The sequence below is a fragment of the Pseudomonadota bacterium genome (assembly GCA_016711215.1).
Classification (GTDB): Bacteria; Myxococcota_A; Polyangia.
In genome coordinates this window covers 821,015-843,028 of sequence record JADJTL010000001.1, presented here as the reverse complement: position 1 = coordinate 843,028, position 22,014 = coordinate 821,015, and the positions used below count along the sequence as shown (strand labels likewise).

The window sequence follows — 22,014 nt, the reverse complement described above, 5'->3', positions numbered from 1 at the left end:
GCTAGTCCGCCTCGAAGTTATCAGTCGTCAGCACCACCTGGCTGCTCGGCTGCGTCGCGGCGGTGGAGTCCTCGGCCGAAACGATGAGGCGCAGCTGCGAGACCGGCGCCGTCCCCTCGAAGACCCCCTTATAATCGTCGTCGACCTTGAGCTGGCCCAGCATGAAGGCCCGCCCATCGCGCGTCTGCGCCCAGACGACGTAGGCGGCGCGCGGCGGCGAGAGCTGCGTGGAAGGCGCCAGATGCTCGACCTCGAGCTTGACCTTGGCGTTGCCGCTGTCGTCCTTCTCCACCGTCAGCTTGCCAACCGCTCCCGGCACGATCGTCGAGCGATTGACGGCGATCGTCTGGGCGCAAGCCGCGAGGGCGAGGGCGGCAGCCGCCACCACGGAGACCAACCCGGTTGTACGCGTTACTGTGATCATTTGCTGTCCTCCTTGCGCCACGGGCGCGGCGCTCGATAAACCCTAACTGCCGCCGAACCTAGCACAGCGTGCCCGCCTTGGGGTGCCGCATTATCTCGGCTCGTGGCCGCCGGCGCCGGAGACACGGCCAGCGGTGGTTCGCGCGCGGAGCCCCCATCGCGCAGGCGACCGCGTTGCGCAGGCCACTGCGTTGCGCAGGCTATCGGCCGCAGCTATGCTCCGCGCGCGCCAACCGCGAGGCGCGCCGGCCACGAGAGAGCCATGTACACCCTCCTCCTCAGCCTGCTCGCCTTGGTCGCCGGCCCCCTGGTGCACGGCTTCGTCCGCCGCAGGCCAGCGATGCTAGGGGCCATCGACGGCTTCAGCCTTGTCGGCGTCTGTGGTCTGGTGCTCCTCCACGGCCTGCCCGATGCCTTCAGCCACGCGGGCTGGGGCGCCGCAGCCGCAGCCGTCGCCGGGTTCTTCGGGCCGAGCTGGCTCGAGCGCCGCATGCATCGCGCGGCCCACCAAGCGCACACGGGCGCCCTCGTCCTGGCCCTGGCGGGTTTGGCCTTGCACTCGGTCTTCGACGGCGCCGCGATGGCGCGCAGCGCGATGCTCGGCCTGGCGGTCGCGCTGCACAACCTCCCGGTCGGGCTCGTGCTGTGGCTGCTGCTCGCGTCCTACCGGCGGCCCGTGCGGATCGCCGTGCTTGCGAGCATGGCGGCGGCGACGCTGGTCGGCTTCATCGCCACAGGCGCCCTGCTGCAAGGAGACCTGCCCTTCGTCGGGATCTTCGAGGGACTCGTCTCGGGCTCGCTCCTGCATGTGCTGGTGCATCGCACCCAGCCCAGCGGCCCGGAGTCGCCGCGGGGCACGCTGGCAGCCGGGGCGGGCGCCCTCGCCGGTGTGCTCCTGCTGGTGGGGCTGCACACGCTCGTCGCCGAACACGGCGCGGCGGCGACGCCCGACCCCCACGGCGTGGCCCAGGTCTTCCTGCGCTTGGCCGCCCAGAGCGCGCCGGCCCTGCTGCTGGCGTATCTCGGCGCGGGGTTGCTCGAGCGCTTCCTGCCGGCGGCCAGCGTGAGCTGGCTCGGCCGCGGCCGGCCGCTGCAGCAGGCGATCCGGGGGGTGACGCTCGGGATGCCGCTGCCGATCTGCTCCTGCGGCGTCCTCCCGCTCTATCGCGGTCTGGTGCGCCGCGGCGCGCCGACCGCGGCAGCGCTGGCCTTCCTCGTGGCGACCCCTGAGATCGGCGTCGATGCCGCCCTGCTCTCCTTCGCCTTGCTCGGCGTCGATCTCGCGCTGGCGCGGATCGGCTGCGCCGCGATCGTCGCGGTCGCGGCCGCGTGGCTCGTCAGCCGTACGCTCGGCCCCGACGCGGCCCCGGTCACGCTGCCCGAGGTTTCATCCGCCGCACCAGCGACGCAGGGCGAGCGGCTGCGCGCCGCGCTGGCGACCGGCTTCGGCGAGATGGTCGACGGCACGGCGCCGTGGATCCTGCTCGGCCTCGCCATCGCCGCGCTTGGCGCGCAGCTGATCGATGCACGCTGGATCGCGGCGCTCCCGCGTGGGCTCGATGTCCCGCTGCTGGCGTTGATCGGCGTACCCAGCTACGTCTGCGCGAGCGGCGCGACCCCGATTGTCGCGATGCTGCTGGCCAAGGGCGTCTCGCCCGGCGCGGCGATCGCCTTCCTGCTGACCGGGCCAGCCACCAACGTCAGCACCTTCGGCGTGCTCACCCAGCTCCATGGCCGCCGCGCCGCCGTGACCTTCGGGCTCAGCGTGGCGGGGCTGGCCCTCGGGTTGGGCTGGCTGCTCAATCTCCTGCCCGCGCCGCGCACGCTGGCCACGACCCTGGCGAGCCACGCGGGTCACGGGGCGCTGAGTTCGCTCGACCTGATCGCCCTCGGCGCGCTGGCGCTGCTCTACGCCGCCTCATTGCTACGACAAGGCCCCCGGCGCTTCCTCGCGCGGCTAACCGCGCTCGCCGCCGCGGCACCGGCCTCCGCGGCGCCGGCGAGCGCAGCGTCCTGCTGCGGCGCTGCGCCCAGCCCGGCGGGCGGCCACCCGCTTCGAGCGCTCCCCGCCTCCGCGCGCCTCAAGCTCCGCCTGCCGGCCGCCCACGCCGGCGCCGCGGAGGCCGATCACGCCTGCTGCCAGGGCGATTCCGAGCTTGCGCCGCGCGGCAACGACCCGCATATACACTGACCGAGCACCCCGATGACCAGCGAACGATCTCCCATCGCCGAGCTCTTGCGCCGCCGCATCCTCGTCCTCGACGGCGCGATGGGCACGATGATTCAAACTCACGGTCTCGACGAGGCTGCCTACCGCGGCACGCTCTTGGCCGACCATCCGCGCGAGCTGAAGGGCTGCAACGACGTCCTCGTGCTGACGCAGCCGGCGTTGATCGAGGCGATCCACCGCAGCTTCCTCGAGGCCGGCGCGGACATCATCGAGACCAACAGCTTCAACGCCCAGGCGATCTCGCTCGCTGACTACGGACTGGAGCACCAGAGCCACGCGATCAACTTCGCCGCCGCCCAGGTCGCGCGGCGGGCCGTCGTCGCCGTGGCGCGCCAGTCGCCCGAGCGATCGCGCTTCGTCGCCGGGTCGATCGGGCCGACGAACCGCACGGCCTCGCTCTCCCCCGACGTCAACGACCCGGCCCTCCGCGCCGTCACCTTCGCGGCGCTCGTCAGCGCCTACGCCGAGCAGGTGCGTGGCCTGCTCGAGGGAGGGGTCGATCTGCTGCAGCCCGAGACCAGCATCGATACGCTGAACCTCAAGGCCGCGCTCTTCGCGATCGAGCAGGTCTTCGCCGCGACGGGCCGGCGCGTGCCCGTGCTGGCCTCCCTGACCGTGATCGATGCCAGCGGTCGGACGCTCGCCGGCCAGACGCTCGAGGCCGCCTGGATCTCGATCGCCCACGCCCGCCCGCTCGCCGTCGGGCTCAACTGCGCGCTCGGCGCGCTGCAGATGCGCCCCCATGTCGAGGCGCTCGCCCGCGTCGCCGACACGCACGTCGCCTGCTACCCGAACGCCGGCCTGCCGAACGCCTTCGGCGGCTACGACGAGAGCCCGGAGCAGATGGCGAGCGTGCTGCGCGAGCTGGCGCGTGAGGGTTTGCTCAACCTGGCCGGCGGCTGCTGCGGCACCCGCCCCGCGCACATCGCCGCGATCGCCGCCGCGGTCGCCGACTGCGCGCCGCGCCGCCTGCCGGAGGCGCCTCGCTACACCCAGCTCGCCGGCCTCGAGCCCTTGACCCTGCGCCCCGAGAGCAACCTGACGCTGATCGGCGAGCGGACCAACGTCACCGGCTCGCGCCGCTTCGCCCGGCTGATCAAGCAGGGGCGCTTCGACCAGGCCGTGGCCGTCGCGCGCGCGCAGGTCGAGGCCGGCGCCAACGTGATCGACGTCAACATGGACGAGGCGCTGCTCGACTCCGAACAGGCGATGACCACCTTCCTCAACCTGATCGGCGTCGAGCCCGACATCGCGCGCGTCCCGGTGATGATCGACAGCTCCAGGTGGAGCGTGCTCGAGGCGGGCCTGCGCTGCCTGCAGGGCAAGGGCATCGTCAACTCGATCAGCCTCAAGGAGGGCGAGGCGACCTTCTGCGAGCAGGCCCGGCTGATCCGGCGCTACGGCGCGGCCGTGGTGGTGATGGCCTTCGACGAGGACGGCCAGGCCACCACGACCGAGCGTCGCGTGGCGATCGCGCGGCGCGCGCATGGCCTGCTGACGCGCGAGGTCGGGTTCCCCGAGCAGGACATCTGCTTCGACCCCAACGTCCTGACCGTCGGCACGGGGATCGAGGAGCACGCGGACTACGCGCTCTCGTTCTTCGCCGCGACTCGGCAGCTCAAGACCGAGCTGCCGAACATCAAGGTCTCGGCCGGCGTCAGCAACGTCTCCTTCGCCTTCCGCGGCAACGACCTGCTGCGCGAGGCGATGCACGCCGTCTTTCTCTTTCACGCGCGCCAGGCGGGCCTCGACCTGGCGATCGTCAACGCGGGCCAGCTCGCGATCTACACCGAGCTGCCCGCCGCGCTGCGCGACCACGTCGAGGACGTGCTGCTCAACCGCCGTCCTGACGCCACCGAGCGGCTGATCGCGCACGCTGCGACGCTCGGCGCCCGCCAACCCGAGGCCCTGCGCACGGAGAGCTGGCGCGCGCTGCCGATCGACCAGCGCCTGGCCCACGCCCTCGTCCACGGGCTGGTCGAGCACCTGCCGGGCGACGTCGCGGCGGCGCTGGAGCATTTCGGCAGCGCGCTGGCGGTGATCGAGGGGCCGCTGATGGACGGGATGCGCACCGTCGGCGACCTCTTCGGCAGCGGCAAGATGTTCCTGCCGCAGGTGGTGAAGAGCGCCCGCGTGATGAAACAGGCCGTGGCCCAGCTCGAGCCCGTGATGGAGGCGGAGGAGCGAGCACGCCCCGCGGAAGCACGCCAGCAGATCCCGAAGATCCTGCTGGCCACGGTCAAGGGCGACGTCCACGACATCGGCAAGAACATCGTCGGCGTCGTGCTCCAGTGCAACGGCTATCAGGTGGTCGATCTCGGCGTGATGGTGCCGACGGCGAAGATCTTGGAGCGGGCGGCGGCCGAGGGCGTGCAGGCCGTCGGCCTCAGCGGGCTGATCACTCCCTCGCTCGACGAGATGACCCACGTCGCCGGGGAGCTTCAGCGCAACGGCCTGACGGTGCCGCTCCTTATCGGCGGGGCGACGACCAGTCGCGCGCATACCGCGGTGAAGATCGCGCCACGCTACTCCGGCCCGACCGTGCACGTCGCCGATGCCTCGCGCGCGGTCGGCGTGGTCGCAGCCCTGCTCAGCGAAAGCAAGCGCAGTGCCTTCGTCGCCGAGACGCGGACTTCGCAGGAGCAGCTTCGGACCCAACACGAGGCGCGCAGCGCCGCGCCGGCCCTCCTCTCCTATGCCGAGGCCGTCGCCAGGCGGGCTCCGGTGGCTTGGGATCCAGGGAGCTGCGCCCGTCCGGCCTGGCTCGGCACGCGCTCGCTCGCGCCCTATCCACTGGCGGCGCTCGTCGATTACATCGACTGGACGCCCTTCTTCCATGCCTGGGAGCTCCGCGGCGTCTACCCCGACCTGCTCGAACACGCGCAGACGGGGCCCGCCGCGCGTGACCTCTTCGCCCAAGCCCAGCGCTTCCTCTCACGCCTCGTCGACGAGGCGCTGATCGAGGCCCGCGGCGTCTACGGCTTCTTCCCGGCTTGCGCCGACGGCGATGACATCGTGATCTTCACGGATGACACGCGCAGGGAGGAGCGGCTGCGCTTGCACACGCTCCGACAACAGGCCTCCCGCGACAAGGCGCGCGGCTGCCTGGCCCTCGCCGACTTCGTCGCGCCGCGTGAGAGCGGCCTCGAAGACTACCTCGGCGCCTTCGCCGTCACGGCGGGCCTCGGCGTCGATAGCCTGGTCGCGCGCCTGGAGGCCGCCCACGACGACTACACGGCGATCCTCGCCAAGGCCCTCGCCGATCGCCTCGCCGAGGCCTTTGCCGAGGCGCTCCACCAGCGCGCCCGCCGCGACTGGGGCTATGGCGCGGAGGAGCGGCTCAGCCCAGCCGAGCTGCTCAAGGAGCGCTACCGCGGCATCCGACCGGCACCGGGCTATCCGGCCTGCCCGGACCATACCGAGAAGCGCGCGCTCTTCGAGCTGCTCGGCGTCGAAGAGGCCACCGGCATCACGCTGACCGAGAGCTACGCGATGCTGCCCGCGGCCGCCGTCTGTGGGCTCTATTTCGCACACCCCGAGGCGCGCTATTTCGCCGTCGGCAAGCTCGGCCGCGACCAGCTCGTGGCCTACGCCGCGCGCAAGGGCATCAGCCTCGAGACCGCCGAGCGCTGGCTCGCGCCGAACCTCGGCTACGACCCAGAAACGCGCTAGGGACCCCGAAGCGCGCTAGGGACCCGCGCCGGCAGCGACCGCCTGGAGCTGCGCCTGCCGCGACAGGTCGATCGACTCGGCGAGGATCCGCGCCAGCTCCTGTGGCGCGTGAAAGCCCATCGAGTTCTCTGCCGCCACGAAGTCGAGCCGCCACTGCGCGGCGCGCTGCAGCTCGCCATAGGCCTTGAGCTGCGGCGTCTCGGCGACCTTCGTCTGCCAGCGCGCCAGCAGCAATTGCTCTGCTTGTGCGGCGATCCTGCTCTGCTGCTCCGCCGCGCTCAACCCGGCCCAAGCTGGCGTTTGCGCCAGCGCCGCGCGCGCCTCGGCCAACGCCTGCGGTCGCTGCCGCGCAGCGTGCGCCTGGCGCCCGACCGCGAAGGCGTCCAGCATCGCCACCGCGGCGTCGCCGGCACGGCTGAGCAGCGCATAGTGCCGATCCTGAATCCCCTCAACGCGCTGCCGCAGCTCTTCCTCCCCGTAGGGGTGGCAGGTCTCGCAGGCGCGATTGATCTGGAGCAGCGGGCTGCGCACCCAGTGCTCAGAGACCTTCAGCGCGCCCTCACGCTTGTAGGGCATATGGCAATCCGCGCAGGCGACGCCGCTCCGCGCATGAACCCCCTGGCTCCAGACCTCGAACTCCGGATGCTGCGCCTTCAGCACCTCGACGCCCGTCTCCGCATGGACCCAATCCTTGAAGCGCTGCCCGTGCACCTGCAGCGCGTTGTAGCTGCGCTCGATCGCCTCGACCTTTAGACCCTCGCCCCAGGGAAAGAAGAGCGTCATGCCCTTGCCGCAGTAGTACTCGACGTGACACTGCCCGCAGACGAAGGAGCGCATCTCCTGGCGCGTGCCGTCGACGTTGGGGTCATAGGGCTTCGCGCGGTCGCCGCGACGCCAACGCTCGATGCTCGGCAGGTGCGGCACCGCGGCCGCGGAGGCCGCCAGCTTCTGGATCCCGGCAATGAACCCTGGTCGCGTCACCCGCAGCTCGATGGTTTCGGGGTTGTGGCAGTCGACGCAGGAGACCGGATGCGCGCCCTGCGGCAGCGCCGCGAGCAGCTTCTTGGCCTCCCAGTAGTCCATCGCGCCGACCCGTTCGAAACCGCGCCGGAGCTGCTCGGCGGGCTCCGCCTGCGGCAGCGCTTCGCGACCCAGGCGGCGATAGAGCGGCATGATCGAGGCGTGGCAGTGGAGGCAGTTACCCGACTGCGTGTGCTCACTGGGGACGTTGCGCTTGGTGACCGCCTGGTCCTGCAGCATGAACGCATGACCGCGGCGATCGCGATAGTCCACCGCGAAGAGGTAGCCCGCGAAGACCCGCGGCAGCCAGGGGTCGCGCAGCGCCTTTGCCGGCGGCATCCCCCCCTCGGCGCCCACGATGCCACCGCCGTACTTGGTGGCCGTCGGCTCGGCGGTGCGGCGATAGCCGTCGTACTGCCGCGGCCAGTTCACCCCCCATCGCTTCGGGTCGACGTCCTCCTCACCGACCTCTACCAGCTTGAGGAAGGTGCTCTTGGCCTCCTGCTTGCGCTCGAAGATGTTGACCAGCAGTGCCGCGACGACGGCGGTGGCCAAAGCCGTGGCTACCGCCACGAGGGCGTAGGCGAGCATTCGGCGCTTGAAGGTCCGTTGCATCATCGCGCTCACCTATCGGTAGGCGCCGTGCCCCACCGCCCGATGGCAATGGACACAACGCACCGCGCTCTTTGCCGAGGTGCTGCCGCGCACGAGCTGATGCACCAGCTCGCCGTGACAGCGCAGGCAGTTGTCTTGCAGAATCTGGCTATTGGTCGGCTTGATCCGGATCGGCTCTTCGAAAACCGTACGCGCCCCCGGATCGGCGGGTGCGGCCGCCTGCAAGGTGAAGCCCATCGAGTGGTGATAACCGTTGCGACCCTTGGCCAGGTACTTCGCAAAGAACTCCGGCGGCACATGACAATCGTTGCAGCTCGCCACCGCATGATGCGGTCCCTTGCGCCAGGCCTCGAACTGCTCGTTCATGATGTGACAGTTGGTGCAGGCCCGTGAGTCGTTGCTGAGATAGGAGAGCCCCTCCGCATAGCGAAAGGTGAAGCCGCCGATCCCTCCCAGCGCGCCGGCGAGCATGGCGAGGGTCAGCCCACTCGCGGTGATGGCACGCCGGCTCATCGAAGGCCCCAGCGATCAACGGCGCCCAGCCCGCACCCCGCCTCGCCTCGCCACCCGCCGCCGCGCGATGAACGCGATGAACGCGACCGGAGCGCGAGGGGCTCGTCCCAGGGCCACCAGCAGGCGCAGCCTGCGCTCATCGCGCCACGAGAGCCGCATGGATCGAGTCCGGAGCGCGCTCGAACGCAAGACCGAGGGACGTCAACACGACTCCTAATCGCTCGCTCAGCGGGCAGCTCCCGCGCCTGGCCCTCGACCCCGCCTCCGACCGAGCGGCCAACGCCTCGCTTCCCGGCCCTTTCTATCAGGCGCCACGAGCGAAGGCGAGCCGCAAGGCTGCCCTCGTCGGGGGGGAGGACGAGAGGGGGAGAGGCGGGGAGGACGAAGCGCCCCCGCGCTTCCCTGCGCGCGCGTCCTTGACAGGGCGCAAGAGTAGTGGAAGATGCCCCAGCTCGGCGGCGCTGCGTGGCGCCGTCGGCGCCACCTTGAGGAGAGGCCCCATGGCAGTTTCAAAAAACAATCCCGCTGTCCGCGACAACCAGCGTCTGGTTGTGCGCTCGCCCAAGACCGGCGAGGAGCTACGGATGGTCAAGCGCGTGCCCGGCGGCATGTTCTACGTGGCGGACAAGACCGGCGAGGCCTTTCCGGTGCGCAAGGGCGGCTACAAGGACTTCCCGCATGAGTGGGTCCGCAAGTAGCAGCGCAGCACGCTAGCGGCGGAACATGATTATCGGATCATCGGGACCGCCGCTACTGCTCGGCGCTCGCCACTACCTCCACGCTGAAGCTTAGCCAGCTCGATCCCCCGCGATCGTCGCGGACGACGATCCAAAGGGTCGGCGTCGCGCTCGGCGCCGGCGTGGGTGCCGTCCACCTCGAGGTCAGGTCATCGACCTTCTTGTCGATGATGAAGGTCGATCCGCGGCCTCCCGTGCGGCCGTGCGACAGCTCGCCCGCGGTCGCGTAGAACTCATAGCTGAGGGCCTCCTCGAGCTCTTGCACCGGCGGATCGCCGCCGAGTTCGGCCCGCTCGCCCGCCGCACCCGTCGTCAACACGAGATAGGACTCCTTGGCCCCCTCGGCCACGATCGGCAGCAGCTCGCGCTCGGCGCCCGCCCCAACGCGCGGCCGTTCTGTGGCCAGCCGATCGCGTGTCCAGCGCGCGCCGTCGATCTCGATCGCGACGAGCTCGGGATTGCGGTTGGCCTGCTTGGCCGCGGGTACCGGCGAATAGGGCAGCGGCACGGTATAGACCAGGCGCTTGAAGGCCGGCACGAGCTGCGACCCGTCGAAGAGCCGCAGCTCGACCACCAGCGGCAGACCGCCGAAGCCGCGGTAGGGATCGGCCTCGAGGCTGGCCAACAACGACGCAATCGTCGGCACGAAGTCGCAGGTGATGGCGTCGAGCCGGGAGCGCTGGCGCGGTGGCGCGGCATCCTCCGCGAGCGGCTGGCAGCGCCCCGCGGCGTCGATCGCCACGGGCCAGCGCCGCTCGGCCTCGCGGCAACCGCTAGCCTCGGGCGTGCAGGCCCAAATTTCCCACTCCACCTCGCGGCCGGGCTCGCGCGGGTCGGCGGCCAATGCCCTCAGGCGAATCGGATCGACGGGCGCCGCCCCGTCGCCCGCGCTCAGCAGCTCAGGTGGCAGCTCACGGTAGAGCAGCTCGGGCGGCTCCGCCTGCAGCGCCAGCAAACGCAGATCGCGCACGGCCCAGGGCTCCTCGAAGTCGGGCGTGCAGGCCGCCAACCCCGCCCCCGCCAGCACCCCCGCCAGCACAATCCCCCTTCGCCGGCACGCAGCGCGCGATCCCATCAGAAGCTCCCCTTGATGCCGAGCGTTGGCAGCAGCGGCAGGCCGCGCAGGGGCCCGGCCTCCCGGAAGCGGTAGTCGTAGAGCGTCGCCTCCGGGTTCTCAGCGTTGTAGACGTTCTGCACGTCGAGGTAGACAGAGAAGCGCCATAGGTCGAAGAGCCACCCCTTCTCCACGCGCAGGTCGAGCTGGTGAAAGAGCGGCTCGTCGGCGCCACCCTCGGCGCCGAGGATCGGGCGATAGAACCCGCCGTCGCCGTCGAGCAACCCGCCCAATACCGGCGTGCGCGGCCGGCCGCTGACCAGCCGGAAGCGCAACCCCGTCTCCCAGCCGCGCCCGAAGCGGTAGCTGCCGACCAGCGTCAGGATGTGGCGCTGATCGAAGACGAAGCGCGCCGGGGGATCGCTGGCGAGCTGCTGCTGTCGCGCCCAGGACAGCGTGTAGGCGACCCAGCCGTAGAAGCGCCGCGTGACGTCATGCTTGAGCAAGAGCTCCAGCCCGTAGGAGTAGCCCTCACCATCGCTGACCCAGCGCCGCGGTCGCACGCCCTCCGCGCCGACGATCACCTCCTCGGTGGGCACGGGGTTGTCGTAGCGGTAGTTGAAATAGACCTGGGCGTCGAAGAGGATCTCGGGACGAAAGAGCGTGCGCTCGACCCCCGCCGAGAACTGGGCCGCGTGGGCCAGCACCAGGTTCGGATTGCCGGTGAAGGCGTTCGACTCCTGCGGCTCGGGCGCCTTGGTGTAGAGACCGGCGCCGCCCTTGAGCACCGTCGCCGCATCGAGTCGGTAGCGCGCCGTCAGTCGCGGGTCGACGGCCAGCCGCAGGTTCTGATCGTAGTAGAAGAACGCCTCGACGCGCGCGCTCGGCAGCAGCTGCAAGCGGCCGGTGAGGTCGAGCACCGCACCGACGTAGGTACCGACGCTGCCGAGGAGCTGGTCGACGCGCACCGGCTGGACCTCGGCCGTCAGCCCGGAGCCCCCACCGGGACCCTCGTTGCCGCCCGCGGGCGCCGCGGGGTTGCGATAAGGCGCCGGCAGCGGGATCTGCGCGTCGAACGACGCCTGGCGCAAGGCGATGTCGGCGCCGAAGCGCAGCAGCGCGCCCGGCGCCAGCCGCAGCTCGGCGTCCTCGCGCAGGCCACCGCCGAGGCTGAGAATCTTCACGCGGGCGCTCCCCGCGCCGAAGCCGACGCTATCGACGCCGATGAAGGGCTGCAGCCGCGAGCTGCCGCGCCCGCCGGCGAAGGCATGCTGCCAGCTCGCCACCAAGCGATGAAAGCGCAGCTTCGAGTCGAAATTGATCGCCGTGTCGTCCTCGGGCTCGTTCGTCGCAATATCGAGCTGATCATCGGAGCCAAAGGCGAGCAAGGAAAGGCGGTCGCTGCCGCGCAGGCGGATCTCCACGCGCCCCTGATAGTCGTAGTAGACGGGGACCACCGTGGTGGCCTTGCGGCTGCTCGCGGCGAGGATCGGCGGCAAGAGCGCGTCGATATAGGAGCGACGCAGGGCGGCGGCGACACTGACGCGCTCGCTGACGGGCGTCGCGAGGAAGATCCCCGCGTTGAGCAGGTTGACGTCGACCGCGCCGCGCAGGCGCCGCGTCTGCGTCGACCGGCTGCTGAGGTCGACGACGCCGGCGATCAGCCGCCCGTAGCGGGCGTCCGCGTTGCCGGCATAGTAGTCGACGCGCTCGATAAACTCGGGATTGAGCACAGAAGGCCCGCCGAGGAAGTGAAAGAGCTGCGGGATCTCGATCCCGTCGAGATAGGTGCCGGAGTCCTCGGGGGCGGCGCCGCGAATCAGCAGCGCGCCAGCGATGTAGGGCGCGCGCGCCAGTCCGGGGAGATTCTGCACGACGCGCACGGGATCACCGAAGGTCCCGGGCACGGTCGTCAGCTCGCGACCGGCCAGCGTGACGCGCGAGACGCTGGTCTTGCGGCGGGCGCCGCGCACCACGGTGACGAAGGGATCGTCGTTGAGCGGCTCGAGGTAGAAGTTGATCGTCGTCTGCTCGCCCGGACGGACCGCAGCGAGCACCGTCTCGGGCTTGTGCGTCGGCGAAACCGCCCGCACGCGATAGAGGCCGGGCGCCACGCGCGGCACGCCAAAGCGGCCTCGCGCGTCGGCGCGGAGCTCGAGGCCGAGCTCGGGCAAGGCGATCGCGGCGCCGGCCAGCGGCAAGCGCGTGCCCTGCTCGCGCACCCGCCCGACGACCACCTCCGGCGCGCGAGGCGCAGCCGCCGCTGCCCCGCCCGACCCAGCGGGAAGGTCGTTCAGCCACGCCGGCAGGCGCGGCTCGAAGGTCGCCTGCAGCACGAAGCGATAGACGTAACGCAGGCGCAGCGGCGCCGGCCGGCCGTCGATCTCGGCGGGCGAAAAGACGAAGCGGCGGACCGCGGCGAGGGCTGCCGCACCAAGACTCGGATCGGGCGCGCTCAACACCGCCGCCGTCGTCACCTGCCCTCCGGCGTCGATCGTCACCTCGAGCGCGACGGGCCCCGCCAGCCCGCGCTGCTGGGCCAGCGCGGGATAGTCGGCCTCGACGAAGCGCAGCAGCACCGGCGCCTTGGTCAGCTGCGGCGGCGCGCGGCGCACGAGCTGCTCGCGGCTGACGTCGGTCTGGGCGGCCGCAAGACCCGGCGCGATCAGCCCTGCGCCGCAGCCGGCGAGCAGCGCGAGTGCGGTGGCGAGGGGGTGCAATGCTCGTCTCCTGTATCCCATGGGGTCGATCAGTCGAGCACAAAGGTGAACGTATAGGCGATCTGCACCGGCACCGCCTGCGTGCCGATGCGCGCGGGGGCGAAGCGCGTGGCGCGCGCAGCGACCAGCGCCTCGCGGTCGAGCAGCGGGTGCAGGCCCCGCAGCACCTTCACCGCGCTGACCCGTCCGCGCGTGTCAATGCGCAGCTCGACCACCACCTGCCCCTCGATCCCCTGATCGCGGAGCTGTTGTGGATAAGCGGGCTGGGCGCGCTGGAGCACCGTCGGCAGCGTCGTGACCGCCGTCAGAGGCACGGGGGCTTCAGCAGCTCCGCCCGCGACGCCCGTGCCGCCGGGCCTGCCCGCCGGGCTGCCGCGCCCGACGCGTCGCGAAGCGGGGCTCACGGCCAGCGAATCCCCTCGGGGCAAGGCGACGCCCAGGCCAGTCGGCGCGGCCGTCTGGCCCTCGAGCTCGATGCCGAAGGTGCGCGGACCCGTATCCGGCGCCGGCGGCGCCACTGCCTCGGGTCGCCCCGGCGGCGGCGCGGGTGGCGGCGCTTCCTGCGCCCGACGCCGGCGCGGTCGGTTCACCGCAGGGGGCGGCGCCTCGGCGGGCGGCGCCTCGGCCGGCAAGGGCGGGGGCGGCAGCGCTTCCGGCTTCGGCGGCGGCGGAAGTTGGCGCTCGGTCAGCTCGAAGGCCTCGCGCCGCTCCGCCGGCGGCTGCTGCGGCATCAGCGCGAGGCCCGCAGCGAGGCCGAGATGCAGCAAGATCGAGCTGCCCGCGGCCAGTGGCCAGGCGCCGCTGCCGCCGCCGCGCCCGCGGCTGCCCATCTCAAGCATGCCCGACCCCTACCTACGCGGGTCTTCGCGCTTGAGCACGTTGATCGCCAGCTTGGTCACGCCCTCCTGCCGCAGCAGGTCGATCAGCGCGACGACGCGCCCATGTTGAACCGTGCGATCGGCGGCGACCACGGCCTCGAGTGAGGCTCGCTGGCTACGCTGCTGGCGAATCAGCGCCCGTACCGCCGCCTCGCTGCTGGGCTCGCCGTTGAGACCGAGGCGCCCCTGCGCGTCCATCGTCACGGCGATCAGCGTGACCTTGGTCGGCTCGGCGGTGGCCGCCTCGGGCAACCTGACCTCGAGCGATTGCCGCACGATGTAGGTCGCGGTGACCATGAAGATGATCAGCAGCACCAGCATGATGTCGACGAGCGGCGTGACATTGATCTCGCTGATGATGCGCCGACCATTGCCGCCCCTGAGCGTACCGCCAGCCATCTCAGCTCGTCCGTGAGCTGGTGCCGAGGCCAGCACCCACGTCGCGCGCGCTCGCCAGCAGCGCCTGCGAGAGCGCCTCGGTGGTCGAGAGCAGCCGGTCGACCTGCCGCTGGAAGTAGTTGAAGGCGATCACCGCCGGGATCGCGACGAACAAGCCGATCGCCGTCGCCACCAGCGCCTCGGAGATCCCCGCCATCACGGCACTCGAGCCGGCGCGCGTGCTGACCGACAGGTCGTTGAAGGCGCGAATGATGCCGAGCACCGTGCCGAACAACCCGATGAAGGGCGCGTTATTGCCGAGCGTGCCGAGGAAGGTCAGGCGCCGCTCCAGCTCCAGGCGCTCGCGGCTGAGCAGGCTGGCGACGATCTTCTCGGCATCGGCCGGATCCCGCGTTCGCGCGCTCTCCAGCGCCACCGTCAGCAGCGGATCCTGCAGCTCCTCTACCGCCTGGCGGAGTTGCTCACCGGCCGCACCGCTGAGCAGCGGGAGGAGCGCGCGGTCGACGCGATCGAGCTGGCGGCGACGGCGGCGAAAGAAGAGCGCGCGCTCGACCACGACCGAGATCGAGATCACCGAGAGCGCCAGCAAGAGCGCCATCACCCACTCGCTCCCGCCGGCGATCGTCAGACGTAACAGACGCTCAGTGAGCATAGGGTCATCCCCTCCGGCCAACCGGGCCGCGCGCAGTATGCATGAGCGTGAAGGGCTCTGCTACCCCGGGGGCGGGGCTCAGCGCGCGCTAGGACCGGCATCGGCGGCCCGCGCGCGCCTGCGTCGATGGTGCTGGTCGTGCGCGAGGTCCTCGCGCACGCGCTGGGCGCCGAGGCCGAAGCGATCGCCGCCGAAGGGGGTCCGCTCGTCGCCGTCGGCGCGCGGCGCGTCGTCGACGACCCCCTGCTTGGGACCGGCGCGCCGACCGCCACGAACATGCTCGACGGCGTCGGATCCGGGCTCCGCCTTGCCGCGCGCGCCGTGGCCGCAGGCGCCGCCGAGCAGCCCCGCGAGCACCCAAGCGCCGACGCGAGGCCAGCGGCGCGATCCACCAAGCGAAGACCGAGTTGCGATCGGCTGCATGCGTCGCTCCAATGGGGGGCATCATACGCCGCTTCGAGCCCCAGGGCATCGCCGATCACGCTGGCGCCGGGCCGGACCTGGGCGGCGCCAGCGCAGCCCCTAGGGCTGGGCTCGGCCACTGCTGGGCTTCGCCTGCTGCTGGGCTCGCCTAGGCTGGGCTCGCGGGCGCCGCGCCTGCGCGCTATACAGCGCGCGTTCGGCAGCATGCAGGAGCAGGCGATGATCAGCACGACGCGATCCCTGGAGACGCTGCGGCAGGAGCTGCCCGCGGCGACGGCGCAGGTCTACCTCAACAGCGGGACGGCCGGGCCGCTGCCGCGGGTCGCCGCGCGCGTCAGCGCCAGCGAGGCCGCCCGCGAGCTGCGGGAGGGCCGCGCCGACCTCAACAGCTGGGGGCCCTTCTTCGCCCAGCGCGCGCGCGCGCGCGCGCTGTCGGCGCGGCTGCTCGGCGCCGATAGCGACGAGGTGGCGCTGACGCACCACACCAGCGAGGGGATCAACATCGTGCTCGCGGGCCACGACTGGCGCGCTGGCGACCGCATCCTCACCACGACCCTCGAGCACGACGCCGTCACGATCCCCCTCGGGCTGCTGCGCGCGCGCTATGGCGTCGAGGTCGCGTTCGTCGAGATCGGGCGGGGCGAAGCAGCGCTGGCGGCCCTCGCGCAGGCCCTCGCCGCAGCTCCTGCGCGGCTGCTCGTGCTCTCGCACGTGGCCTACGGCACGGGCGCCGAGCTACCGCTCGCCGCGCTGACGCGGCTGGCCCATGACGCGGGCGCTGCGGTGCTCGTCGATGGCGCCCAGACCTGCGGCGCACGTCCCCTCGATGTGCACGCCCTCGGCGTCGACTACTACACGCTCTCGGGCCAGAAATGGATCTGCGGCCCCGAGGGGACCGGCGCCCTCTACGTCCGCCGCACGCGCCTCGAGGCGCTGCAGCCAACCTTCGCCAGCTACTTCAGCGCTAGCCGCCACGACCACCGCGGCGGCGTCGAGCTACAGGCGGGCGCCAAGCGCTTCGAGACGGCGATGGTCTACCGACCGGCGCTGGCCGGCTTCAGCGCCAGCGCGCGCTGGCTGCTCGAGGAGGTCGGCCTCGAGCGCGCATGGGTCCAGGCGTCGGCGCTGGCCGCGCGCGCACGCTCCGCCCTCGCTGCGCTGCCCGGCGTCGAGATCATCACGCCGGCCGCGCAGGCCAGCCAGCTCGTCGCCTTCGACCTACCGAGCTTTTCGCCGCCGCGGCTCTGGGGTCTCGCGGCCGAGCTCGCCCGCCGCGAGCGCATCGTGATTCGCGCCCTGCCGCACGCGCCCTTCGCGCTGCGCGCGTCCTGCGGCTGGTTCAACACCGAGGCCGAGATCGATCGGCTGGTCGAGGCCATCGTCCGGGCCGTGGCCCGCGGCCCCGAAGGCGTGGTGGTCGATGGCTACGGCGCCGGGCTGCCGACGACCCGGGAGCCCTGAAAGGGGCCTTAGCAGCCCCCTCGAGCCGCGCTAGGGTGGTGTCCGCGGCGATGAGCGCGGGCAATGAGCGCGGCGTAGCGACGCGGCGTAGCGAGGTAATGCCGATGCTGGAGATGATGGGTTGGGTGCTGCTCGGGCTGACCGCCGGGGCCGCCAGCGGACTGGTGGGGGTTGGTGGCGGAATCGTCCTCGTGCCGGCGATGGTCTATTTCTTCGGGCTCACGCAGCACCAGGCGCAGGGCACCTCGCTCGCCGTGCTCGTGCCACCGATCGGCATCCTGGCGGCCTGGACCTACTACCGCCAGGGCTACGTGCAGCCGCGCATGGCGACCTTCATCTGCCTCGGCTTCGTGCTCGGCGGCCTGATCGGGGCCCGGGTCGCCACGCAGCTCTCGAATCCGACCTTGACGCGGGTCTTCGGCGCGGTGTTGACAGCGATTGGCGTCAGGATGCTGTTGTTCTGAGTAGAGCGAGGCAGGCGCCGCAGCCCGGGTCAAAGGCCGAGCGAGACGCCAAGCGCGCCCCCCGACGCGAGGGTACCGCGATGCGACGGAAGAGAGTGACGGGACCGCCACCGCAGGGCGGGAAACGAGGGATTCGGCGCCGTGACCCAACCGCCGCTCGATGAGGCCAGCTACCTGGCACGTGCACGCGCCTTGCGCGAGGTCGGCGTCGGCGGATCGCCCTGGGCCGTGGGTCTCCGCCCACGGCTGGGCAAGGCCGCCGACGGTCTCGTGCTGGCCCTAGCGCGCCACCGGTCGGCGCAGCCCCTCGCCGCCGCGCGCCGATCTGCTGCCCGGTGCAGCCCATGGGCACGCCAGCGCCTGGGCCCTGCCGGCCGGCGACCCCGCGGGCGCAGCAGCGACGCTCTTCCCCTTGCCCACGGCGCCGCGGATCGTGAGCGTGACGCGCCGGCGGCTCGCGGGCGGGCTGATCGAAGACCTGCAGTTCCCGAGCTACGATGGGGCGCGGCGCCCGACGGCGCTCGACCTCCTGCGCCGCTACCCGGAGAACGCCACCGCCTACGCGCGGCGCTACGGCCATGACGCGGCGGGACACCCTGCCCTGATCTGCCTCCACGGCTGGCGCGGCGGACACTTTCGGCTCGAAGCGGCGATCTTCGGCGCCCAACGCCTCTACGCCCTCGGCTTCGATGTCTACCTCTATGTGCACCCCTACCATGGGCCGCGGCGCCCCCTGGGGGTGCCACCGAGCGTCAGCCTCCACCCCTCGGCGAGCATCAGCCGCACGAACGAGGCGATGCTCCAGACCGTCTGGGAGGTGCGCGCGCTGCTGGCGCACCATCGCGCCGAACGCGCCGCGGAGGGCGGGGTGATCGGCATCAGCCTCGGCGGCTATGCTGCGGCAGTGCTGGCCTCGGTGGCCCCAGAGCTGCGTTTCGTCGTGCCGATCCTCCCGATCGCCGACCTGACCGCGCTGCTTTGGGCGCTGGCGCCTCCCGTCCGCGCTGGCGCGGACGATGGCGCGCGTCTCGACTTCGACACGCACTGCCGCTTGATGGCGGCGCATGCGCCCCTGGCCCACCGGCTGCTGGTGCCCCGCGAGCAGGTGCTGTTGATCGCCGGTCAAGTCGACCGCGTCGTGCCACCAGCGCACGCCGAGGCGCTCTGGGAGCACTGGGGCCAGCCGGCGCTGCATTGGTTTCCTGGCGGCCACCTGCTGCACTTCGGCCGCGCGGCCTACCGCGACGCGCTCGAGCGCTTTCTCCTGCTGCGCGAGCTGCCGCGCCTGGCGCGCGGCGAGCCCCAGGGCCCTACGGACCCCTGACCTCCGGCTCACCCTGCGTCGATGACGCCGCCTGGTTGGGATCCCAGAGCGTCTCGGCCACACCCTGCACCTGATCCGCCCAACGGCCCCAGACGAAGCACGCGTCGCCGAGCCGATTGAGATAGGCCAACGCCTCCGCCTCCACCGTGGCCTCGCCGGCCAGCGTGACGCACGCGCGCTCGGCGCGGCGGCAAACGGTGCGGCACACATGCAGCGCCGCACCGATCCGGCTGCCGCCCGGCAGCACGAAGGAGCGCAGCGTCGGCAGCGTCGCGCGCGAGGCATCGAGCTCCTGCTCGAGCCGCTCGACCTCCGCCGCGCGAATCCGCGCCTGGTCCGCGCGCACCTGCGCCGGCGGCGTGGCGAGGATCGCCCCCAGGTTGAAGAGCTCGTGCTGCACGCGCAGCAGGATCGCCGCCAAGGCTGCCAGCGCCGGGTAGCTGCTCAGCGCCTCGTCGACGCCGACGCGCGCCACCCCGAAGAAGGCGTTGAGCTCGTCGACCGCACCGTAGGCGGCGATGCGGCTGCAATTCTTGCGCACTCGCTCACCACCGACGAGCGAGGTCTCGCCCTGATCACCCCCGCGCGTATAGACGCGGCCGATCACCACCCGCGGCGTCGCAAAGCGCTCTTGGTCTGCCACCACAGCTCCTCCTGGTCTCGTTCCGGCCTCTCGCGCGCAACGCGCAGGGCGTCGCGCTGCCGAGTCAGCCTATCGCGCGTTTGGCCCACGAACAAAGGCGCTCAACTCGAGTTTTTCGTGGCCTGTGCGTTTTGTATCGGCTAGACTTCGTAATCTGCTTTATAAACGGAGGTCCTCCTTGAAGGCCGCGCGGCTCGTCTGCGTCGTGCTCGTGTGCGTCGTGATCGCCTGCCTGGCCGTGGCGGCCTGCGACGGCTCCGATCGGCCAGGCGCCCCGGCGAGGGTGGCGCGGATCGAGCGCGCGTCGCAGTTGCCCGCAGGGGCATGCATCACCCAGGACCAATGTCCGGATCCAACCGTCTGCGTGGCGTTGACGCCGCGCCAGATCGTCTGCGTTGATGATCCGCGGCTGAAGAAGCCGCCCCGTGGTCCTGCAGGCCAGCCTGCGCCGCCCTTGGGACTGCTGACCGGCGAGGCCCTCCGTCGACAGGTGGCGCCATGAGAGGCGCGCTCGGTCTGCTCGTCGGCCTTGCGCTCCTCGCGCCCCCGCGGCTCGCTGGCGGCGCCGTGCTCACAGAGGGCTGGACCACAGCGGCCGCGGGCAGCCCCGACGGGGTGGCGCTCGGCGACGTCGATGGCGACGGTCGCATGGAGATCGCCTTCATCCTGCGCGGGGGAACCTACACCGTCGAGCAGTCGACCTCCGGCGAGGGGTCGCTGGTGCTGCTCAATCATGACGGCTCGCTGCGCTGGGAGCTGAAGACCGGCAGCGAGCTGGCCGGCTTCCCGGCCTTTGGCGATTTCGACGGCGATGGCCTCAAGGACATCGCCTTCTGTGAGGTCAGCCCGGAGGCCTACTGCTACGTCTACAACAAGGACAAGCAGCTGATCTTCTCGGTCGGTCCTTATTACTTCCCGGCCATGACCAACGGCGGGCCGACCGTCGCCGACCTCAACGGCGATGGCTTTGCCGACCTGGCCGTGCCGACCTGGGGCGGCCTCGTTCACGCATCGAAGGGACCGAGCGGCGCCTCCCTCTGGAGCTATAACCTCTACGCCGCCCACGGCGACAGCATCCTCGGGCACGCGGCCGTCGCCGATATCGACAAGGACGGCAGGCTCGAGGTGGTGGTCGGTGGCGCGATCCAAGGCGGGATCTTCGTCATCAACGCCGAGAACGGCACCGAGCAGTGGAGCGTGCCGGACCTCTACTCCACCTACGGCAACTACTTCGTCAACAGTGGACCCGTGCTCGTCGACCTCGACGGCGACGGTCGGCTCGAGGTCGTCGCCTCGATGAGCGGAAGCACGAGCGCCGCCATCCTGGCCTTCAGCAGCACGGGCGCTCAGCTCTGGCGCAGGCCGATCGCCGGCGTCGACTTCTCCTTCAGCAGTCCCTCTGCGGCGGACGTGACGGGCGACGGCAAGCCCAACGTCATCGCCCAGACGCTGGAGGGCAAGCTCTACCAGCTCGCGGGCAGCAACGGGTCGATCGTTCGCTCACTCGACTTCGGCTCGGCGAGCTGGGGCACTCCGGCCTTCCTCGACATCGACGGCAATGGGACCTACGAGGTGGTCGCCTCGACGCTCTCCAAGGTCGTCGTGCTGAGCGGGACCTTCTCCGAGCTCGATCGCTACGACAACGCGAATAGCGCGATCTTTCCGGCACCCGTGATGGGCGACATCGACGGCGACGGCCGGCTCGAGATGGTGACGGGTACCTGGTTTCCGCCGCAGCTGCTCGCGATCAACCTGCCCTATCTGGGCGCGTCCTGGACCGCCTACGGCGGATCGCCGAGCCACAAGGGATCGCTGGGCTCCAACGCCCAGGCCGCGCTCGGCAACGATCCGGCGATCGCCTGCATCGTCGTCCAGCATGCGATCATCGATGCGTTCGCCACGACGAAGGATAAGGACTACAGCAGCGCGCGCGACGACATGGATCTGGCCTACCGTGAGTACCTGCGCGGCAATCCCCAGCTCTCGATCGACCGACTGCGCCAGGCCCTGATTCACCTGCTGGCAGGGAGCGGCAATCCCTCGCTGCTGATCGAGCGCACGGCCTATACCGGCCTGATGATGTTCAAGCAGTACATCGACCGCACCGGCGCGGTGCTCGGCTCCTCGATCGCGCCGATCACCACCGCGCTGGCAGCCCTCGCCTCGTCGCAGTCCGCCTTCGATGCGGGCAGCTACCGGACAGCGATCGAGCGCGCCGACAACGGGGCCCTCGCCCTGCGCAATTACCTCGACAACAACGGACCTCATACGGTCGTCAATGACTGCCCGCCACCGATCGCCGAGACCTTCCTCTTCTGGGAGTGCCGGATTAACAGCGTGCGCGACCAGACGATCGCGCTGGAGCGGCAGTTCCCGGCAGACAACAGGCTGGACAACGCGATCGCCAACCTCCGCACCTGTCTGGTCTGGTATCCCGACCTCGTCTTCGACAGCGTTTATCCCGCCTGCCGCAGCGCCGACGGCGATCTCGGCGCCGTCACCGCGACCAACACGACCAGCTTGCGCCAGCAGCTCGCCTTCGCGCTGATGAACAACACGCGCCTCTTCCTCGACAACGTTACCGTCTGGTTCACCGCGCTCGATCCGAGCGCCCTGGTCACCGCCGAGACGGAGTTCAGCGCCGGCCTCACTGCCTACAACGCGGGCAACTACGCCAGCGCGCATCAGCACTTCCAAAGCGCCTACACGAGCGCCAAGCCCTGCTCCGGCGGCAGCTTTGCCAAGAACCCACAGGGCCTCGAGGGCGGTGGCTGCAATCCTTAGCA

18 protein-coding genes are annotated in these 22,014 nt (G+C 71.2%); 8 read left to right on the top strand and 10 right to left on the bottom strand.

From position 1 onward, the window contains the following. Position 1 precedes the first annotated feature (1 nt). On the bottom strand, positions 2 to 424 hold the full coding sequence (locus IPL40_03315) for a hypothetical protein (GenBank protein ID MBK8480198.1): 423 nt from the start codon (positions 422 to 424) through the stop codon (positions 2 to 4). 261 nt (positions 425 to 685) lie between these two features. On the opposite strand from IPL40_03315, the gene IPL40_03310 reads away from it, so the two are divergent. Together IPL40_03310 and metH are read left to right on the top strand one after the other, a co-directional pair. Continuing rightward, on the top strand, positions 686 to 2,614 hold the full coding sequence (locus IPL40_03310; GenBank protein ID MBK8480197.1) for a permease: 1,929 nt from the start codon (positions 686 to 688) through the stop codon (positions 2,612 to 2,614). Positions 2,615 to 2,626: 12 nt separating this feature from the next. After that, positions 2,627 to 6,325: a methionine synthase gene (metH, locus tag IPL40_03305; GenBank protein MBK8480196.1), complete on the top strand. Its 3,699-nt coding sequence runs from the start codon at positions 2,627 to 2,629 to the stop codon at positions 6,323 to 6,325. A gap of 15 nt (positions 6,326 to 6,340) precedes the next feature. Here metH and IPL40_03300 read toward each other — a convergent pair whose 3' ends face one another. Continuing rightward, positions 6,341 to 7,960 carry an ammonia-forming cytochrome c nitrite reductase subunit c552 gene (locus tag IPL40_03300; GenBank protein MBK8480195.1) on the bottom strand — a complete coding sequence of 540 codons (1,620 nt, stop codon included), beginning with the start codon at positions 7,958 to 7,960 and terminating at the stop codon, positions 6,341 to 6,343. A 12-nt stretch (positions 7,961 to 7,972) separates the two neighbouring features. Then, entirely contained in the window at positions 7,973 to 8,473 is a 501-nt protein-coding gene (gene nrfH / locus IPL40_03295; GenBank protein MBK8480194.1) for a cytochrome c nitrite reductase small subunit, read from the bottom strand. Between the two features lie 500 nt (positions 8,474 to 8,973). On the opposite strand from nrfH, the gene IPL40_03290 reads away from it, so the two are divergent. Then, complete coding sequence (locus IPL40_03290; GenBank protein ID MBK8480193.1) at positions 8,974 to 9,171, top strand: hypothetical protein; 198 nt, start codon at positions 8,974 to 8,976, stop codon at positions 9,169 to 9,171. A gap of 52 nt (positions 9,172 to 9,223) precedes the next feature. Here the strand turns inward: IPL40_03290 and IPL40_03285 are convergent, their stop codons facing one another. From IPL40_03285 to IPL40_03260, 6 genes are all read right to left on the bottom strand, one after another. After that, positions 9,224 to 10,285: a hypothetical protein gene (locus IPL40_03285; protein MBK8480192.1), complete on the bottom strand. Its 1,062-nt coding sequence runs from the start codon at positions 10,283 to 10,285 to the stop codon at positions 9,224 to 9,226. Continuing rightward, positions 10,285 to 12,984: a TonB-dependent receptor gene (locus IPL40_03280; protein ID MBK8480191.1), complete on the bottom strand. Its 2,700-nt coding sequence runs from the start codon at positions 12,982 to 12,984 to the stop codon at positions 10,285 to 10,287. Before IPL40_03280 ends, IPL40_03285 begins: the two co-directional genes overlap by 1 nt. A gap of 29 nt (positions 12,985 to 13,013) precedes the next feature. Beyond that, positions 13,014 to 13,823 carry an energy transducer TonB gene (locus IPL40_03275; protein MBK8480190.1) on the bottom strand — a complete coding sequence of 270 codons (810 nt, stop codon included), beginning with the start codon at positions 13,821 to 13,823 and terminating at the stop codon, positions 13,014 to 13,016. A 9-nt stretch (positions 13,824 to 13,832) separates the two neighbouring features. Further along, positions 13,833 to 14,261 carry a biopolymer transporter ExbD gene (locus IPL40_03270; protein MBK8480189.1) on the bottom strand — a complete coding sequence of 143 codons (429 nt, stop codon included), beginning with the start codon at positions 14,259 to 14,261 and terminating at the stop codon, positions 13,833 to 13,835. A gap of 1 nt (position 14,262) precedes the next feature. Continuing rightward, complete coding sequence (locus tag IPL40_03265) at positions 14,263 to 14,913, bottom strand: MotA/TolQ/ExbB proton channel family protein (GenBank protein ID MBK8480188.1); 651 nt, start codon at positions 14,911 to 14,913, stop codon at positions 14,263 to 14,265. A gap of 78 nt (positions 14,914 to 14,991) precedes the next feature. Next, positions 14,992 to 15,336, bottom strand: a complete 345-nt coding sequence (locus IPL40_03260; GenBank protein ID MBK8480187.1) for a hypothetical protein — start codon at positions 15,334 to 15,336, stop codon at positions 14,992 to 14,994. Positions 15,337 to 15,555: 219 nt separating this feature from the next. On the opposite strand from IPL40_03260, the gene IPL40_03255 reads away from it, so the two are divergent. The 3 genes from IPL40_03255 (at position 15,556) to IPL40_03245 (ending at position 18,585) form a co-directional block, all read left to right on the top strand. Continuing rightward, the gene (locus tag IPL40_03255) at positions 15,556 to 16,797 is read left to right on the top strand and encodes an aminotransferase class V-fold PLP-dependent enzyme (protein MBK8480186.1); all 1,242 of its coding nucleotides are present in this window, start codon (positions 15,556 to 15,558) and stop codon (positions 16,795 to 16,797) included. A 104-nt stretch (positions 16,798 to 16,901) separates the two neighbouring features. Continuing rightward, on the top strand, positions 16,902 to 17,261 hold the full coding sequence (locus IPL40_03250; GenBank protein MBK8480185.1) for a sulfite exporter TauE/SafE family protein: 360 nt from the start codon (positions 16,902 to 16,904) through the stop codon (positions 17,259 to 17,261). Between the two features lie 433 nt (positions 17,262 to 17,694). Beyond that, entirely contained in the window at positions 17,695 to 18,585 is an 891-nt protein-coding gene (locus tag IPL40_03245) for a hypothetical protein (protein ID MBK8480184.1), read from the top strand. Here IPL40_03245 and IPL40_03240 read toward each other — a convergent pair. Next, positions 18,572 to 19,231 carry a cob(I)yrinic acid a,c-diamide adenosyltransferase gene (locus IPL40_03240; protein ID MBK8480183.1) on the bottom strand — a complete coding sequence of 220 codons (660 nt, stop codon included), beginning with the start codon at positions 19,229 to 19,231 and terminating at the stop codon, positions 18,572 to 18,574. The two genes, IPL40_03245 and IPL40_03240, sit on opposite strands and share 14 nt — an antisense overlap. Before the next feature lie 175 nt (positions 19,232 to 19,406). Here IPL40_03240 and IPL40_03235 point away from each other — a divergent pair, with 175 nt between their 5' ends. Then, complete coding sequence (locus IPL40_03235; protein ID MBK8480182.1) at positions 19,407 to 19,730, top strand: hypothetical protein; 324 nt, start codon at positions 19,407 to 19,409, stop codon at positions 19,728 to 19,730. Further along, entirely contained in the window at positions 19,727 to 22,012 is a 2,286-nt protein-coding gene (locus tag IPL40_03230) for a VCBS repeat-containing protein (GenBank protein MBK8480181.1), read from the top strand. The genes IPL40_03235 and IPL40_03230 overlap by 4 nt, the downstream gene beginning before the upstream one ends. Positions 22,013 to 22,014 lie beyond the last annotated feature (2 nt).